General features: G+C 46.3%; 12 protein-coding genes. All 12 read right to left on the bottom strand.

The window, feature by feature from the left end; translation table 11 throughout:
* Positions 1-69: 69 nt before the first annotated feature.
* Positions 70-579, bottom strand: a complete 510-nt coding sequence (locus tag NYE54_RS31335) for a hypothetical protein (RefSeq protein ID WP_339268485.1) — start codon at positions 577-579, stop codon at positions 70-72.
* A 183-nt stretch (positions 580-762) separates the two neighbouring features.
* Entirely contained in the window at positions 763-3,999 is a 3,237-nt protein-coding gene (locus NYE54_RS31340; protein WP_339268487.1) for an S-layer protein, read from the bottom strand.
* 368 nt (positions 4,000-4,367) lie between these two features.
* A complete protein-coding gene (locus NYE54_RS31345) occupies positions 4,368-4,712 on the bottom strand; it encodes a hypothetical protein (protein ID WP_098749212.1) in 345 nt (114 codons plus the stop codon).
* 250 nt (positions 4,713-4,962) lie between these two features.
* The gene (locus NYE54_RS31350; RefSeq protein WP_339268489.1) at positions 4,963-8,601 is read right to left on the bottom strand and encodes an S-layer homology domain-containing protein; all 3,639 of its coding nucleotides are present in this window, start codon (positions 8,599-8,601) and stop codon (positions 4,963-4,965) included.
* Between the two features lie 217 nt (positions 8,602-8,818).
* Entirely contained in the window at positions 8,819-9,943 is a 1,125-nt protein-coding gene (locus NYE54_RS31355) for an MraY family glycosyltransferase (protein ID WP_213647029.1), read from the bottom strand.
* Between the two features lie 113 nt (positions 9,944-10,056).
* A complete protein-coding gene (locus tag NYE54_RS31360) occupies positions 10,057-10,815 on the bottom strand; it encodes a WecB/TagA/CpsF family glycosyltransferase (RefSeq protein WP_339268491.1) in 759 nt (252 codons plus the stop codon).
* 5 nt (positions 10,816-10,820) lie between these two features.
* Positions 10,821-12,071 (bottom strand): polysaccharide pyruvyl transferase CsaB, encoded by a 1,251-nt coding sequence (gene csaB, locus NYE54_RS31365; protein ID WP_339268492.1) that lies wholly within the window; start codon positions 12,069-12,071, stop codon positions 10,821-10,823.
* A complete protein-coding gene (locus tag NYE54_RS31370; protein WP_339268494.1) occupies positions 12,047-14,065 on the bottom strand; it encodes a DUF5693 family protein in 2,019 nt (672 codons plus the stop codon). Before NYE54_RS31370 ends, csaB begins: the two co-directional genes overlap by 25 nt.
* 119 nt (positions 14,066-14,184) lie before the next feature.
* On the bottom strand, positions 14,185-15,903 hold the full coding sequence (locus NYE54_RS31375) for a phospho-sugar mutase (RefSeq protein WP_339268496.1): 1,719 nt from the start codon (positions 15,901-15,903) through the stop codon (positions 14,185-14,187).
* A 45-nt stretch (positions 15,904-15,948) separates the two neighbouring features.
* Positions 15,949-16,380: a 3-hydroxyacyl-ACP dehydratase FabZ gene (gene fabZ, locus NYE54_RS31380; RefSeq protein ID WP_098749219.1), complete on the bottom strand. Its 432-nt coding sequence runs from the start codon at positions 16,378-16,380 to the stop codon at positions 15,949-15,951.
* A 503-nt stretch (positions 16,381-16,883) separates the two neighbouring features.
* Positions 16,884-17,084: a DNA-directed RNA polymerase subunit beta gene (locus tag NYE54_RS31385; RefSeq protein ID WP_076323992.1), complete on the bottom strand. Its 201-nt coding sequence runs from the start codon at positions 17,082-17,084 to the stop codon at positions 16,884-16,886.
* Positions 17,085-17,093: 9 nt separating this feature from the next.
* Positions 17,094-17,918, bottom strand: coding sequence for a flagellar hook-basal body protein (locus NYE54_RS31390; RefSeq protein WP_339268499.1), 825 nt, complete (start codon positions 17,916-17,918; stop codon positions 17,094-17,096).
* Positions 17,919-17,929: the final 11 nt, after the last annotated feature.

Here is a 17,929-nt window from a genome sequence, read left to right on the forward strand (position 1 = left end):
AAATGTTGCCATGCCTCTAAGCAGGTTAGAGCAAGTATTAGCAGGAGTTAAACGGATCCTAGTGGATTCCTACTTAATGGTGAACCCGCCACGGACCATGACAATCAGATTGCTTGTCTGCCCTTCTTTCACCTGGATGCCCCGACCTTCACGGGGGAAAGAAAGCAGATGGTTCTTAGGCGCAGTTTCACCATTTAAGAGGTCTTTACCGTCCGTAAGGTCTGCAACGCCGCTAGCGACTTCTGTGTAAATCACAGCATTACCTGAGCGAACAATGAACTCCGTTCCTGCATCGGCAATCAGAATCTTGCCTGGTTTCAGCGCAACGTTCTTAACCTCATCAGCACCTTGGGATGGCTGAGTTGGATTTGTAGGATTTGTTGGATTCGTAGACCCTCCACTACCGCCATTCAGCGCGTGCTGAATTTGTTGGTCAACGTAGCTTTTGGTGACGACCGGGTCGTCAGTAGTACCTGGGGTGGTGCCAGCGCCGGTGGCGGTGTTGTTGTAAGTTGCACCAATCCAGATGCCAGCTCCAATCGTCAGAGCCGCCAAGCCAACCTTTAAATAAGGTTTCATTTAATCTGTTCCTCCTAAGGTAATCTATACTATTTAACTATAAAGAAAAAACCAGAACTGAACAACCCTACTTAGGTAAGCTAAGGATTGTTTTCTTTGGAAAATTAAAAAACACACCGGAGAACATAATGTTCTCCGGTGTGTCAAAGCTTAGATGCTAAGCTTTATTTTGGTATGTCGATTTTAGTACTTGATAGTACCTTTCAAATCAACTGTTGTATTATCTTCCAGAACAACACTAGCTTTCAACTCTCCGCCATTAATGGTATCTTCTTTACCAACTACTACTTTGAAGGTTTTTCCAACAGCAGGCAATTCTGCATCATAAAGAGTTGTTCCTTTATTAGTAGCAATCGAAACTTTACCATTAACGATGCCTTTAATGTTCTTATCTACATTAACAGTCAGTGTAGAAGTCGCTGTGTCATAAGTTGTAGATTGTACGGTTACTGGTGCGACAGCTGGTGCAGTAGGAGCCTCGACAGTAAATACATCGGATTCAACGGCTTTAACATCTGTTCCTCTTGCAACCATATACTGAGCATCCTTACGAACTTGCACAGAGATCGGAGGATTTGCTTTAAGCAGCTCAGGGTTAGTAAGTGTCACTACAACATTACCCTTTCCATCAGTAGTGAAGGAAGTAGTATAGTCAGTTGCAGGGATAACTGGAGTATTATCCTTGGAAAGATCTTTAAGAATGAAGTCATTTCTCAGATCTTCAACTTTACCGTTTTTGGAATCTACATAAGTAGAGAAGGTAACAGTAAACGACGCGTCTTCTCTCTTAGTAACACCAGTAGCTTTAGGTGCTACAGTGTTTTGAATATTCATCACAGCATTACCATTAAGGTTAAGTCTGTTGTTGGAATAAGTTTCGATGGAGTTGTTAGCAAACAAAGTGATTGTTCCACCATTTAAATGCTCATTGCTTGTTTTCAATGTTACTTTAGCTCCATCAATTTTCACTTCTGATGGGTAAGTACCGTTAACAGTGAAATCACTAGCGCTAGCATAAGCAATTACTTGATTGAACTCAAGTTCAAAGGTTTTAGCATCCTTTTGAACAGCTTTTGTCCATTCGAGTTTACTTTGTTTTGCCTCTCCTAAGCCCGCGCTAGTCCAGGAAACCGATTGTCCTGTTTTAGATTTGAGACCAATTGCATGGACTCCTTTAACAGAACCGTTCGTTCCAAACGAAACTTTTGTTCCGTTAATGAACTCTGGGAACTGAAGCACTACGGATTTAGCACCATTTACTACATCCACTCTAACTTCAGCAGGGATAGCAATTCTTTGTGTGTTAGCACCGTTCTTTTGGAAATCGATATAGTAGCTGCCTTTGTTTTGAAGAGTCGAAACATCCATTTCTCTTCCAAAATGCAATGCTAATTTACGAGTTGAATCGTTGTAATCCACATTAGAAACGTCTGGGTTAGTAACATCAGCCGCTACAAATGTACCATCGTACTCAACCATAGTGTTTTGCAATGCTGTTCTGTCTTTTACATCTTTAACCTTCAGGTCGTAAGTACCTTCAAGAGTGCTGAAGAAACTAACGTAGAAGATTTTGTTCGATGCATCTGCAGCCACTACATTGTTCACAGGAATAACATCGCTACCTTTTTTAACAGTGAAGTACTTTTTGTCAGCAGCATCTACTGCTTTGTCAAAACGAACTGTCAACGTGTTTGCTCTGTCATTACCGAATGTAGTTTCAAGTACACGAGGTTGAACCAAGTCAATACTTGCTGTTACTTTATGTTCCTTCACAGGATTCACGTTACCGGAGTAGTCTTTAACCTCAACGAACAGGTTAGTTTCATATCCTGGCAAACGGTTAGCAGAGAAATCAACTTCATAAACGTTTGCTGCGATTTGAGTTGCTTTACCTTTTTTCTTGCTGTCGCCAGACTTCCAGTAGAAGCTATCTTCTGTTACGGAAGCAGGATCGATTTCTTCATCGAATGTTACTGTTACTTTTTCCAGAGTAGCAGAAATTTCAGTAACCTTCGGACCTTCAGTATCAACTGCAACTGTGAATTCTTTGGTATCAGCCAAAGATTTTAGACCTGCGTAGTCCTCAACCAGGGAAGTTGTCAATTTGTGAGCACCGACGGAAATTCCACCTGTGTAGTCTCTCAAGATAACTTCTCTTTGGTTTGCACCTTGCGTTACGGAACCAGTGAACGCTTTGTCATCCAGTTGGAAGTTGCTGCTGGATGGAGCGATAACAGGCTCGGAGAAAGTTACCTTAATAACTTTAGTTCCAAGAGCTTTTACTTCGGAAACTGTTGGCAGCGTGTTGTCGGACGATGAGAAGGACACTTCACCTTGTGGGATTGCAGCGCCTTGATCACCTTTAACATTCTTCACAACAATCTTGTATGTTGTTCCTTGTACGAATTTGCTGGATTCGTTCAACAGGATACGTACAGATTTACCATCTTCCAGTACGGAAATGGATTTGATTCCTTTAGAGTTGGAATCGATGACATAGTTGTTTTTGTCAGTAGCAGACGCTTTGTCAACTTTACCGTCAAATACAACTTCAACTTCTTTCAAGTTAGTGGAAGTTGCGGATTCAACTTTAGTAGCAGAAGTTACCTTCCAAGTTACACTTTCAGTGTACTCGTAGTTGTTATGTTTGAACTTCACTTCAGTAGCTGTGTTAGCTTTCAGTGGAGTTTCCAGTTCAACTTTCACTTCTTCGTTGTTAGCAAGTTTGAAAGTTACAACTTTACCGCTCTCAGTTACATCATAAGAAACCACTTTTGGTTTTTGTTGCGACAAGTAGATTGTGTAAGCAACTTCAACCAATTGGGAACGGGAAGCGTTAGCTTTAGGGTTTGTTTTAGCATCTACCAAACCAGCGTTGATTGCTGCTTGAACATAACCTTTAGCCCAGTCAGAAGCGTTGTTGTTCGTTTCTGTTGGAACTTCAAGCTTTTGAGCAGTAACGAGAACCTTCGCCATTTCTTGAACGGTGATTTTACCGTTGAAGTCGAAGATCATTTTCGTTGTGTTTTTACCTTCCATGATGCCTGCAGCGTATACTGCTTCTACATAAGGAGCTGGCCATTTGTCAGCTTTGTAGTTTTTGTCTTTGAAAGATGCTTTGCCTTGGATTGGCTCAAGACCCATGATGCCTACCAAAACTTTCGCGAACTCAGCGCGAGTCATTTCTTTATCAAGACCAGCAGTGTTATCTGGATAGCCAGTGAAGATACCTTTTTCTTTCAATACATCAAATTTCTGTTGTGTGTTAAGCGCATCGTCACCGAATGCAACAGAAGCAAACATCGAGAATGCCATTGCTGTAGACAGTGCTACGGATAAAATTTTCTTCATAACCTTTTTTTCTCCTCCTTGAATCATCACTTGATTGTTTTCTTTAATTTGGTAGCTCTTATCACTCATTGTCCTGCACCTCCTTTCCCGAGTTGAGCATAAATCATAAATGATGTCTGTGACGATATCACAGAATCTTGTTAACGAGAGAACACTACAAACTAGAATAGATTTCCTAATCCTACCTAGGTATTATACAACGAGTCCCATACTCCGTAAAGAACATTTTTCTAATTAATAGACAATCTTCTTGCATCGGATAATCTTGGGTTCCTCATTGCGTTCTACATTATAAACGTTTGATTTCTCAAAAAGTTGCGGTTGTTACAAAGTTTTTTTAAAAATATTTTCAAAACCATTTCCGATTCCCATAACATTGGGTCAATTACATAATATGACAACAAAAAAGACGCCCTGTGGGCGCCCTTTGTAGAATACTATCGAATCTTCATAGCAAGCTGGATAATTCGTGCACGCATCTCCGGATTGCTGTGCAGCGTGCTGTACATCTGATCAATCTCTGCTTTATTCGTACGATATGATTTGTCATGTTTTATTGTTGTATGAGACCATTGGATCAACGCATTCTCAGCCGCTGTCATTTCGTTAAATGAATCATGAAAGCCTGTCTCAACAACGAGTCCCTCCATGACTTCCTGAGTTATCTCATCATGAGCGGCACGAGCCAGCTCAATCTTCTTCTCCATCACTTTGGCTTTTTCCTCGAACTTGGTCTTCGCCTTCATGTAGTCGAGCTGCGCTTTTGATAATATCGGCTTCATAAATTCATCTTCACCCTCTAAAAATAGTATGTGCTTCCGCTATTGTAGCGTATTCTACATGAAATTACAAAACATTAGATATTGGTAAACGGTTTCTTGGTCCATAGTATCATCCTTAAGATCTTGTTAATTATGTTATATATAACCTTATCCATCATAATTTGCACATAAGAAAACGAGAGCACAGCCATCAGTAGTTAGGCGTCTGCTCTCGTTCCTTTTGTCCTACAGTTTCTTCTTATAATATAACCTACATCATTTTAAGTTTGTTCATCATGCGTTTCACGATCGTCGCCGTATCTGCACGATTCAGAACAGCATCCGGGTTGAAGTTATACGTCGGTTTCTTCTCGCCTTCCTTCAAGCTGTTGGCAACACCAGTGATGATGCCCGCCTTACTTACAGCAAGAATGGCTGGATAAGAATAATTCGATTTGATTTTGCCGACATCTTCGAACTGCTTCTGAAGTGCTGCTTTATCTTTTTCGATTTCACCCATCTTCAGGTTGAGCGCACGTGCAATCATGTTGGCCGCTTCTTCACGAGTCAGTTCCATATTAGGAGCAAAGCTTCGTGGCGCAATGCCGCGAATGATTCCTTTTCTGGCAGCTGTCTCAATATAACGGTAATCCCACTGCATGCTATTGACAACACTTTCCTGATAAATGTCATCAAAAGTGAGCTTGTTCTTATCGGTATCATAATCCAACGGAATATCCAGCAGCTTCACTATAATAGTAGCTAATTCACCGCGTGTCATTGGATCATACACGCCGAATGCATCCGTCTTGGACGCCTTCATGTATCCTCTGGCCAGCATCAATTCAATATCGTTACGGGCCGTCTTATGCGAGATCGCATCGGAGTAGCTATAACGCAAGGATTTAACTGCGTAATAACCAAATCCCTTAAATGGAGCCGTAACAGTTTTCTTCTTAGCATCTACTTTCCCGCCGATGTTGATCCAAGTTCCTTGGGACGGGTTATACCACCAAATGCCCAAGTTGCTTGAAGCTGAGTTCACCAGTGCAGAATCATATTTCAAGGTAATCGTACCTTTTTGCGACAACTCCATCCAGTTCTGGGGAATCAAGCGTTGATGGAATTCGTTCCCTTTTGCGTACGGATGCGCTGCTGCTTTCACATTAAAGTCCTCTACGTTGCTGCTGTATGCATTAAGCGAACCCGCATCCAGCCAGTAAAGAGGGGATGAATAACCGTAATGGGCTGCCGGAGTGAAACGGAACGCATTGTTGTTATCCCCTGGAATGAGGGACAGGCGTCCATCCATTTCTACACCGTTCTCGATTTCACCAATTCGATTGTAAGCTTTAACGGTCCGCCCATCGATCTGGTTGGCAATACCAAACAGGATGTCATGCTCGCCAAGCAAATTGATCGTAGGCACTTCTGCATTCGGACTTGATTTTGCCTGTTGAAGCACCGTGCCTTTCGGCAAGGATAGAGACAAATCACCCTTAAATACTTTAACCTTACCTGACTTCGAAATATTTGTTTTAAACTGAGAGCCTTCTGTTGCATCATCGGTGTACGTTACAACGAATTGCCCGCTTGTCTTTTTGGTACCTTGTTCGATCGTGAACTTAATCGTATTTTTACCGTTTTTCAGGTTCTTGACCTCAAGACGGAAAATGTCGCTGATTTCGGATTTCACCATTGGCGTTTTGCCAATCAGAATGGAAGTAGCTCCTTCAGCCTTGATGCTTACCTCTACAAAGTTCTGTTTCAATACGCCTTCGTTAGGGAGCCTAGGAGAAAGAACTTCATAAGGCGCACGCTCACGAGTAATTTCAATGGTATCTGTGGTTGTAACCGACTGATAACGCGAACCGATGCTGATTGCCTGCAATCCAACCTCTGGAAGCGCGAGTTCTTTAAATACAACGCGGGCAGAGCTGGAGTTTGCTCCATTGACAATGGTAAAGTATCGGTCGTGCTCCTTCGGATCAATGGGATCTAATTGTGTCTTCAGGGTCCCCCCTGTAAGACGCCAGGTTCCTGCGTTGTCTTTTGTAAACACTGCAAAGATGGATGGCGTAGGATGGCTAAGATTCACCGTGATCTCATCGGTGTATTCCACCTCAAAGCGAAGACCCAAAGCCTTTTCATATGTGTTATAGGCATTCTCGGCGGTTTCTCTGAACAACCCATCCGGATCGGATTCCGTTGCGGAACCAACCGGGAATGGAATCATGTTTTTGATAACCGAACGAGTATCGCTAAAATACAGCAGAGTTAGTTTCGTCGAGATTTTCCCGCTCTTGTCAGCGACCACCAAAGTATTCGGACCTGGGATCAGCTGCAGGAACGTCGTATCTGTAAAGCTGAACTCGCCATTTCCGCTCACTGGCAGATCGCGAGTGTTACCATTCAAGGAAATCGTAAGTCCTGATGTTCCCGTGTAGTTCACAATCCGACCCGTTACTTGATTAAAATCTGTACTATTCTTAAAGACCTGATTGTTATACAAATGATAAATATCAATATAAGTGGAGGACAGGAACGTTACCGGGATCACCTTGGTATCGGAGACGCCCGATGCATTGCTGACCTTAATGATCAGATTTTGTTGTCCTGAAGGCAGATTCGTAATTTTGAAAACCGTGCTGCCATTATAGGTAAGTTTCTGGGCAATCGTGCCGCCGCCCTTGCTGGATTCAATCTCAACGTCGCCTGCGTTCACTTGTTCCACCATTAAGTAGATCGGCAATTCGTTAAGGACAGTATTGTTACTGCTTGGAAAAATGGACTGAGAGGTAAATGTTACCGTTCCGCCACTCTCTGTTACACCGTATAGTTGATGCACCTGTTTGATTGTAGGTGCATTGATATCACGATAAGTAAAAGGATTTTTCACATCGAAACCAGTGCTAGTGTCCTTAGTATAAACAAAGTATTCCCCGCTCTGTGTGATGTCAACCGAGCCAGTGGATGTAAAAGGATACATCAAGCTGTTTCCCAGGAGGCTTGCTGCACCTACGGTAGCATTTGAGGTCATGATTGGCACTGTGGATCCTGTCGGAAATACGGATACTTCAAGAGTTGGCGGTACCGCAGGCGTACCAGCCGGAGGAGCATCCATGATAACATAACCGGAGATGACGCCGTTAACCGTACCGGTTACAACGGCCTGCCCATCGATCTTGGTGTTACCAATCTGCAGTTGATTGACCGTCAAGGAGCCTGTCGGATGATATACGACCTGTCTATTAATGGTCTGTGTTTTCGATTCCGAGTTAACGACGATCACCAGATCGTTTACACCCTTTTGCAATTGGATCCCTGCGGAGTAATACGTATCACCGCCGCCAGGATACATGGCCATGCCGTTAACGGTCACACCTTTGGAGCCATTGGTTGCTTTTACCGAGATGCTAACGGTCTGCGTGGTAACGACAACCGGCTTGGAAGCATTCTCTTCCAGGACACGTCCATCACTGAGCGCTACTTCGTACACAGCCGGTACGTCGGAAAATTTCACATAAGCCGTCGCACTCATCTGCTGGCCTTGCGTACTCATACCGGATACGATGATTTTGTTCACGCCCTGATTCAACTGCACATTCAGGAACTCGAACGTATTCGCTGCTTCGTCCAGAATCGGCTTAACACCTGTTCCGCCTGTGGTTGTGTCATCAAAGCGTTTAATCTCATACGAGATGGTATTCGGGTTAATGCCGTTGTAGGTACCCGAAACCGAAATAGAATTCCGGTTCTCCGGTGTTGGGGAATTTGGATCCGTACTTAGATTTGAAAAGTGAAAATACAAGGCTCCATTTGCAGCTGAAGCCGGTAAAGCCGGAATTAGGGAAAAGAACATAGCAATGGCCAATAACAGGCTTGCTATTGTACGGAAATTTTTCTTCAACGGTTGTGCCTCCTTGATCATTCGGACGTTGGAGTCCGTTTTGGGTGTTACGTCGTTCACTGGGTCCCCTCGCTTTCACTAACAGATTGGTTCTATCGCATAGTTCATATATCGGAAACGAGTGTCCTATTATTTAGCAAAAATCACAAAAAAGCCTCACCCTTTTTGGGTGAGGCTGGCATGTCCGATCCGGACGCATCATGAAAAAGAATAAGTTCTACTTGGAGCGACTTTCGGGATTTGCCTTCATTCGCATACGGTTGATCAATCCAAGAATCGGCCGTTTGGTCTTGCCGACCAGTCCGATAATTTCAGCACCGATCTGCATGAAACACATCATAACGCAGATAACGACGAAGGTTACCCAGTTTGCTTCATACATGGCCGCCGAAGATTGAATGACAGCCAGTACGCCGAAAAATGCAGCAATCACATAAATGATCAACACCGTCTGACGGTGACTGAATCCTAGCTCGCGCAGACAGTGATGCAGATGTCCTTTGTCTGGAGCGAAGATCGGTTTCTTCTGGATTTTACGACGGATGATAGCGAAAAACGTATCAGACAACGGAACACCGATAATAATCAGCGGCGTAATGAAGGATACAATGGCAATCTGTTTGAATCCAAGCAGGGATAGCATGGCCAAACAAAATCCAAGGAATAATGAGCCCGTATCCCCCATGAAAATCTTGGCCGGGTGAAAGTTGAAGAATAGAAACCCGATAATGCTGCCGAGGAGAAGCAGACAGAGCAAAGCAACAGTGGTATTGCCCATCAGGACCGCCATGACCAGAATCGTACCGATCGCAATGCCCGATACACCGGCTGCAAGTCCATCCAGTCCGTCAATGAGATTAATCGCGTTGGTTACGCCGACAATCCAGAAGATTGTCAGTGGAATCGATACCCAGCTCTCCAGCATAGAGTACCGGTCCTGGAACGGTATATTTACAAAGTCCACGGTAATATTAAATCCGAATACAACTACGCAAGCAGCTGCAATTTGAGCCAAAAACTTCACTTTGGCCGAAAGTTCAAATCGATCATCCAAGGCTCCGATCAATACGATCATGGAACCGCCGATTAGAAATGCCTTCATAAAGTTGGCATCGCGAGGGGACAGGCTATCTGGAAGAAAAGGAAGAACTGCAATCAGTCCAATAATAAAAGCCAGATAGATGCCGAGTCCCCCGAGTCGGGGCATGATCCGGGTATGAACCTTGCGGGCATTTGGAACGTCAACGGCACCAATCTTAACGGCAAACTTCTTCACAAGCGGCGTTAAGAGCAGAGCGAGCGTCAGCGATATGATAAACCCGATGATGTATATCATTAACATGTAATCATTCGACCCCCAATATTGTCTACCGGTTGAATTATACTCCCTTCGGGTCCGAAAACCAATACCAATTTCCGGTGAAATCCCGGATTTTACCCACAGAAATGAGCCATTTAGCTCGTTTTCGTTACGTTTTCTTTCTCGCGCAGCACTTTCACTACGAATCTCGGCAGCGCAAGCATTCTTTTGTAACGTGTAGGCTCCTTCAGAAGACGGTAAAACCATTCGAGACGCAGCTTTTGGAATACCTTCGGTGCTCGCTTCAGTTTGCCGGAGATAATATCAAAAGATCCTCCGACCCCCATAACAACCGGAACTTGAAGCGCTTGTTTATGCTGGGCAATCCAAGGCTCTTGAGTGTCCGCACCACGGGCAACAAACAAAATATCCGGTGAAGCTGCCCGAATCTGTTCAATGACGGCAGCATCTTCATCTGGTCCAAAAAAACCGTCCCGATAGCCGCATATAATGGCAGCCGGATATTGCATTTGTAACCTTTCGGCCGCTTCCTGAATCACTTCGGCGGTGGTTCCCAGCAGAAAGAACTTCCATCTATAGGTTTCCCCGACCTTCAACAATTCATGTAACAGCTCGAAGCCGGTAACGCGCCCCTCCAGCGGTTCGCCCCCTACACTGGCAGCCCAAACAATCCCCGTGCCATCCGGAACGATGATTTCAGCACTTTGCATCATCTGTTTATATTCCGGATGGTTGACGGCGGTCATCACCATGATCGGATTCGCCGTGATCACATGGTGGGGCTGCCCCGACTGCACAGCCTCTGTCAGGTATTTCACCGTATCTTTCATACTGAGTTTAGAAAAAGGAATCTCGAACACCGATACGGTAGGAAATGGATAGGTCTGTTTCATGTTTATCATCCTCTATGGCGTAAATATTGGGCAATGTGGCGTGCAGGCAGAGCAGCCTGTTGTTTCAATGCGGTAATCTGCTCGCCGTGCTCCGCCTTCCATGCCGCTGCATCGTCCAGCAGCCTCAGCATCTGATCCTTTAACGTATCCGCGTCAAGGGACTCGCTGCTTCCCACAGGCTCGCTGCCCAGCCGCTTCAAAAAGTGATTGATTTTCGGGTCATAGGAAATTCCGAGCAGCGGCACGCTCTGATTCGCGGCATAGATCAGGCTATGCAGGCGCATGCCCAATATCATATCACAACGGCTAACCTCTCGCAGCATGTCCTGCGGCTGCTTCTCATCACAATAGAAACTGATTTTCGAACCATTCTTGGAAATATCGCCAATGCCGCTAGCAATAAACTGCGAAGCCTCAAGATCTTCCGGCTGATAAAAAGGGAGAAAACGAAAATGTACCGGACGCTGTGCGGCTAATGCCTTTAACCCTTCCGCAATAGCCTTCAGCTCTTTGCGTTCCGGATGCCAATATCGAACCGAAATACCGATAACTGGCAGAGAACCTTCTCCTTCCATCTCACGATTTGATAATGAGGACTGCACAAAAGGTTCTTCGAATGATTCACGATGTTCTTCTTCTATAGAAGAAACTGATGCAGCACCGTTCTCTTCCAGAGTCGATCCCGGGTTGGAATCACTCTGATGAACAACCTCGCCCTCTGGCAGCGGCAATCCCATCACCGGATCGGGTACGACGTGAATGGCTTCCCCTGATATTCCCATGGACTGAAGCAGTTCGCCGGACTGCATGTCACGCACCGAGATATACGTGCATTTACGGAAGATCGAGCGAATCATCGGATAAAACAGCTTACGGTTGACCGGACCTACGCCCTGGGCATAAATAAACGTCGGTTTACCAAGCCACTGTGCGATCTTGAGGACGCCCAGGTAATACGGGATCGTTTTCGGACTGGTAGCATCCTGCAGCAAACTTCCTCCGCCGCTGATCAAGCCGTCACTTTCCTTGATTGCCTGTCGAACTTCACCCAGCTTCATCCGGTGTACGGACTTCACCCCATATACCGCTGAGGTCCATTCCGGGTCAATGGAAAGTACAACGGGATTAATATTAACTCCCGCCGCCTTTCCTTCCTGCTCCAATGCGGTCAGGATGGATTTCAGGACCGCTTCGTCACCGCTATTTTTGAATCCGTAGTATCCGGAAATGACTATTGTTTTAGAAGTGGAGACCATCGTTTCCAGATCCTTTCTGCCACTTGCCATACCAATATCGCGATCAATCCGATAATTAAGCCGAGTCCAAGACCCAGTACAACGCGAATAGCCGAAATATAGAGTGGCGTGTGAATATGCGTAAATGTTCCGACCATCGACAACTGCCCCATCACACCAATAATGAGCAGGTAAACGGCATGACGGTATTTAAATGACAGGAAGACGCCAAGCACCATCATTGGATGGGCCAGCAAGAACTCCTTGTTACGCGGACGTACGCCAAACGTATTTTCCAGGAATGTACGGAATGTCATTTCGATCGAGGACACATTGCCTGCATTACCTGTACGTGTGAGATAGTACCAACCAACGATAGCTACAATACCGGCTGCGATGACCCATGTCAGTGAGATCGGTGTTTTAAGCAATTTCAGGATTGAGTTATAAGTCGATCCACCGCGGTACAGTACTACGTAGATTGCAATGAGCCCAATCGGTGCCGCAGCCAGCAAATTCACGCCGCGGAACTGGTCCAGAACGAGCATATAGGTCACATTATTCAATAACGCTACAACGATCGGTACAGCTGCGAGCGACAAGATCGTAGTCTTTACCAATAATACGATCGAATGGGTCACTCTTCTGCCAGAACTCATGTCCGGTATGCTCTGCTGCGTTTCATTGACTTTGCGAATGGCCAGAATGACGGCAACCGTTGGAGCACTGATTGCAGCTAATAGAGCTAAGGCCTGTTCAAGTAATGTCGGTTTCAGAACATATAATCCCGCACTGCCCAAAAGCCCGATCAGGAAAGCGGCAATCGTAAGGAACGGAATGTAATAGGAAATCATGAGCGCAATCAGAGCTACAGCTCCGACGACAGCCCCAAGCTTGAAGTAACGCTGCAAGGAAGAGTCGGTTACCTTAAACGGCTCTGCTGGACCCATGGTGAAACCATTGTCCTCTATCTGCTTAATGGCCTGACCCGAACCTGTCAAACTGTCAATCAGATTATCCAGCGGGTGGGTAACAGACGCTTTGGTCATATCCCGGCTTGGCTCTGCGTTTAAATAGAACATTCGAATGTTACGGTCTTTGGAAGCCAGAGCAAAACGGTCTCCAATAACCTCAGGCTCCAGATTAGCATCCCGCTCACTTAAGGAATAAATACGGGTTACATTGTAATCTGTTAAATAGGCTAGCTTCGTAAATCCTTTTTGCGGGCGCTTGATATTCTCAATCGCCACGAGGCCAATACCATGTTGGTTCAAAAGTTCACCAAAGGAATCCAAGCTTTTCATGTCGGCATTATCGTTGAAGCCTTTGGCGGAATCACCTTCAAACAAAATTCGTTTTACACCGTTTTCCGCGAAGTAGGACATCAGCTTCTCCATATAGGCCTGGTCATAGGGAAGACTGTCCGACAGACGCGGCACAATGTTAAAGCCCTTCTCTCGCAGCATGCCAATGGTAATCGGGTCTGGAGACAACGGTTTGATGACCGCATTGGATCGCGGAGTTTCCAACACCAATCCATCCACTCCACGCTCGAACTGCCAAGATCTTACCGGAATGCCCAACCTTGTGTAGGCTTCTTCGATAATGGGTTTAATTAAAGTCGCGCTTTCCTCGTTCAGGAACGAAACGTACGTAAAATTCTCGTTCGGCGAGACCGTCGTACCTGTCAGATCGGCGACCTGCTGCCCGTCATATACCGATATTCGCCGCGATTTCACCAGCTCGTCCAGCGTGCTTTCATATAGCGCCATACTGATTACGCCAGCGTCTTTCAGGCGATCCAGCTGCTCGGATACAAAATCCTGCGGCTTAGATTGATATACCGCGACATCCAACAAATCCCGATAATCAAACACCAACTCGACGTTCTTTGATGTTGATTCTGTTTGCAGTCGGTCATAACCTACCGGCAGGGCCGCTGCAACGCCAAGAACAACCAGAATCCACAGCCACTTGCGGGCTGCTGTGTTCCAGCGTTTCCAATTCTGAACCACGAAAGTACCTCCTCATCGAACCTATGGAAATTTACGATGGAGGGCAACAGTCCTCTTGGGCCTTGCAGCAACCATCGTAAATTCCCCTCGTTCTCTTCTCTCATTAAATGTATCTATGTTTAAGCGTCTACCCGGGCCATGACTTGATCCGAGAGCGATTGAATTTTGCGCTTCGCATCGGCGAGGGATTCGCCGCGCACGGCAAAATACACTTTGATCTTCGGCTCGGTACCGGAAGGTCTCAGGCAGAACCAAGATCCGTCTTCAAGCAAATACTTCAACACATTTTCCTTTGGCAATCCGCCCAGGCCTTCCGCATAATCAAGCACCTGCTTAACCGACACGTCTCCGACTTCCCCAGGTGGATTGTCGCGCCAATCAGACATCTTCGCTTGAATCTGGGCGACGCCATCCTTACCCTTGAGCGTCCGGGATTCCAGTGTCTCGAGGAAATAACCGAATTGCTCATACAGCTCCTGCAGCACATCGTACAAGGTCTTGCCTTGTGCTTTATAATAGGCGGCTGCTTCGCATATCAGCATCGAGGCCAATACCGCATCCTTGTCGCGGGCATACTTTCCAGCCAAATAGCCGTAACTCTCCTCATAACCAAACAGATACGTATGACTGCCAGACTCCTCGAACTGGGTCATTTTCTCACCAATGTATTTGAAGCCCGTCAATGTATTCAAGACGGTGGCACCATAATGCTCGGCAATCGCCGCTCCCATCTCACTCGTTACGATCGTCTTGATAACCGCACCATTATTAGGCAGCTTACCCGCTTCCTTCAATTGACCCAGCAAATAGTGGATCATAATTGCGCCGGATTGATTGCCTGTCAGCACGACGTATTCGCCCTGGCTATTCTTCACGACAGCCCCCATGCGATCCGCATCCGGATCCGTCCCGATCAAAATGTCAGCTCCGACTTCCTCACCAAGCTTCATCGCCAGTGTGAAAGCTTCCCGCTCCTCAGGATTTGGAGATTTAACGGTGGAGAAGTTTCCATCCGGCTCGGCTTGCTCCGGAACAACATGAATATGCTTAAAGCCGATGCTTTTAAGCACACGCTCTACGGGTGCTTGCCCTGTTCCATGGAGCGGCGTAAATACGATTTTGAAATCCTCGCCAAGCTTGGATGCGATAAGTTCCCGATTCACGCTGACATTCGTCACCGTATCCACAAAAGCCTGGTCCTCCGCTTCGCCCAGCCAAACCAGCAGACCTTGAGCCTCTGCATCAGCCTGAGACAGCCTCTTGACCGCGGAGAAGGAATCGACCTCCTGTATCCGGGCAATCACGTTCTCTGCTTCGTGCGGTACCAACTGGCCGCCTTCACGGTTGTACACCTTATAACCATTGTATTCCGGCGGATTATGGCTTGCCGTGATAACAATCCCTCCGGTAGCACCCAAGTGACGCACGCTGAATGACAATTGCGGCGTTGAACGCAAGGAAGGATACAGCTTCGCTACAATCCCGTTTCCGGCCAGAACCAAAGCAGCCTCTAACGCGAATTCCGGTGAGAAATGCCGGGAATCATGGGCAATGACAACAGAAGGCTTTCCCTCCGCTGTGCCATGAGCCTCCAAAATATATTGGGCAAAGCCTTGTGTTGCGCGACCTACCGTATATTTATTAATCCGGTTGCTGCCTGCACCAATGACGCCGCGCAGACCACCCGTTCCAAATTCCAGATCACGATAAAACCGTTCCTCCAGCTCTTTGGTATCGTGCTCGAGTGAACGCAGTTCCTGTTTCGTCTCCTCATCTACATAAGGATCATTCAGCCAACGTTGCAGCGTATCGATTGTTCTCTGACTCATCTCTGACATGAAAAAAAGTCTCCCTTCCTCATCCAAACAAGAATAGTCTGAAAATTACTCCTTATCCGCGAGAGCAAACATAATCTCTCCCTCGGCAACTACACGTCCATCCACCGTCGCGGTTGCTTTCCCTTTACCAATCATGCCCTTCAAGCGAGTGATCTCGACTTCCAGCCGCAGCGTATCTCCCGGTACTACTTGCCCACGGAAACGGAAACCGTCAATGCCCGCCAAGAAGCCAAGCTTTCCCCGGTTGCTCTCTACATTGAGAATCGCGACAGCGCCGACTTGCGCCAAAGCTTCTACAATCAGGACTCCCGGCATAACCGCATATTCAGGGAAATGCCCGACAAAAAAAGGTTCATTGATCGTCACATTCTTAATGCCAACCGCTCGTTTGCCGTCCTCAATCTCCACAATCTTATCGACCAGCAAAAATGGGGGGCGATGGGGAATAATTTCTTGAATCTGTTTGATGTTTAACATAGTATTAAAATCCTCCTTATGTACGTACCCGCCAAGCATAGCGTTTGAAAAGGGGTGTTCGTTCCATTTGCTGCCGCTGTGCCGCTTTCTCAAGCCGCGGGAGGTATTATTTGCGGTTGTATCATGCTTTCTCTTGAGGTTTTCTTAACGAATTTCAGATCATATGCATAAAAAGAAGGATCTGCGGAAAAAATGATGGATATCCTTCACCGCTGCAGAAGTGAAGGTTTTAGATAAGGGGCTTTCTCCAATCGGACACTTGTGTACGAGGAGAGGGCCCTTTTATAAGTTTTTTGGGGTCCCCGCAAAGTATTTGGAATAAGCATCGCAGCATAGGCTCTACTTTGTGGGGTTATTTTATATACATCCGTCCATTGTCATGAAATGACAAAGTTAATACGCAAGTCCCACCCCATTATACCGTTTAACCCCAAAAAAAGAAAACTCCCTTAAAGGGAGTTTGGCATCTAATCTCAAGACATGGTGTTCACCCTGACCTCTCGTCACGGTGCGAAAATCAAATCAAAAACATGCTTCCATGTGCCCCATTCAAACACTTCACTGAGCTCCTGATCGCCGAGGACAACATATCCGAAGACCATGCCTCCGAATAATGCCAATACGAGCAATACAGGAATCATGATACGGACAGCGATTTTCCATCCGGATGTCTTGGAACGTTTATTGGCTTTTGCTTCACTCATGATGCCCACCTACCCTCGCATTGTGTTGGCAAGGTTCATCATGGTATCGCTTGAACTAAGCGCACGTGCTGTCAGCTGGTAGGCCCGCTGAACTTCCATCATCTTGGTCATCTCGTCGGTCAAATTGACATTCGATTGTTCCATAAATCCGGACAGTACCTTCGATTTAAGAGGCTCGCCTGGAGCCGCCGGTGTCAAATCGAACACATCGCCTTCCGCCAAACCGTTTCCTACGACAAACAGGTTATCGCCGACAGCGACCAAACCTTCCGGACGCTCAAGCTCGACCAGCTTCAAGGTTGCATAAGGAGCCGTACGACCTGTGGGGGTCTCCACGATAATCTGCCCTTTCTCGTTAATGGCAACTTTCCCTTTGGCCGGAAGCGAGATTGGCTTATTGTTCACGTCAAGTACAGGATAGCCTTGTGAATTGACCAGCAGCAGGTTGTTAGGGTTACGGGCATCCGGAGATACATGGAATCCGCCTTCGCGGGTATATCCAATCTCGCCATCTCCCTGAACGGCAAACATGGCTTGTCCATCAATCATCAGATCAAACGGACTTCCGGTTTCCTTCATGGCTCCCTGCTCCATGTTCTGCACAACGGAAGATAGTCTCATGCCATACCCGAGTGTATAGCCAAGCGGTGTCGCACGGCCTGTCCGGTCGAAATCCTTGTGATGCCGCTGAACCTGTGTCAGCACATCTTCAAAGGAAGCCTCCTTTTTTTTATAACCAGCCGTATTGACGTTTGCTATATTGTCCGCAATGACATCCAACCGCTGCTGAAGGGCATTCATCGACACCATGGCGCTAATCATCGAGTTGTTCATCACTTACCTCC

The organism is Paenibacillus sp. FSL K6-1330, assembly GCF_037976825.1.
GTDB lineage: Bacteria > Bacillota > Bacilli > Paenibacillales > Paenibacillaceae > Paenibacillus_AQ.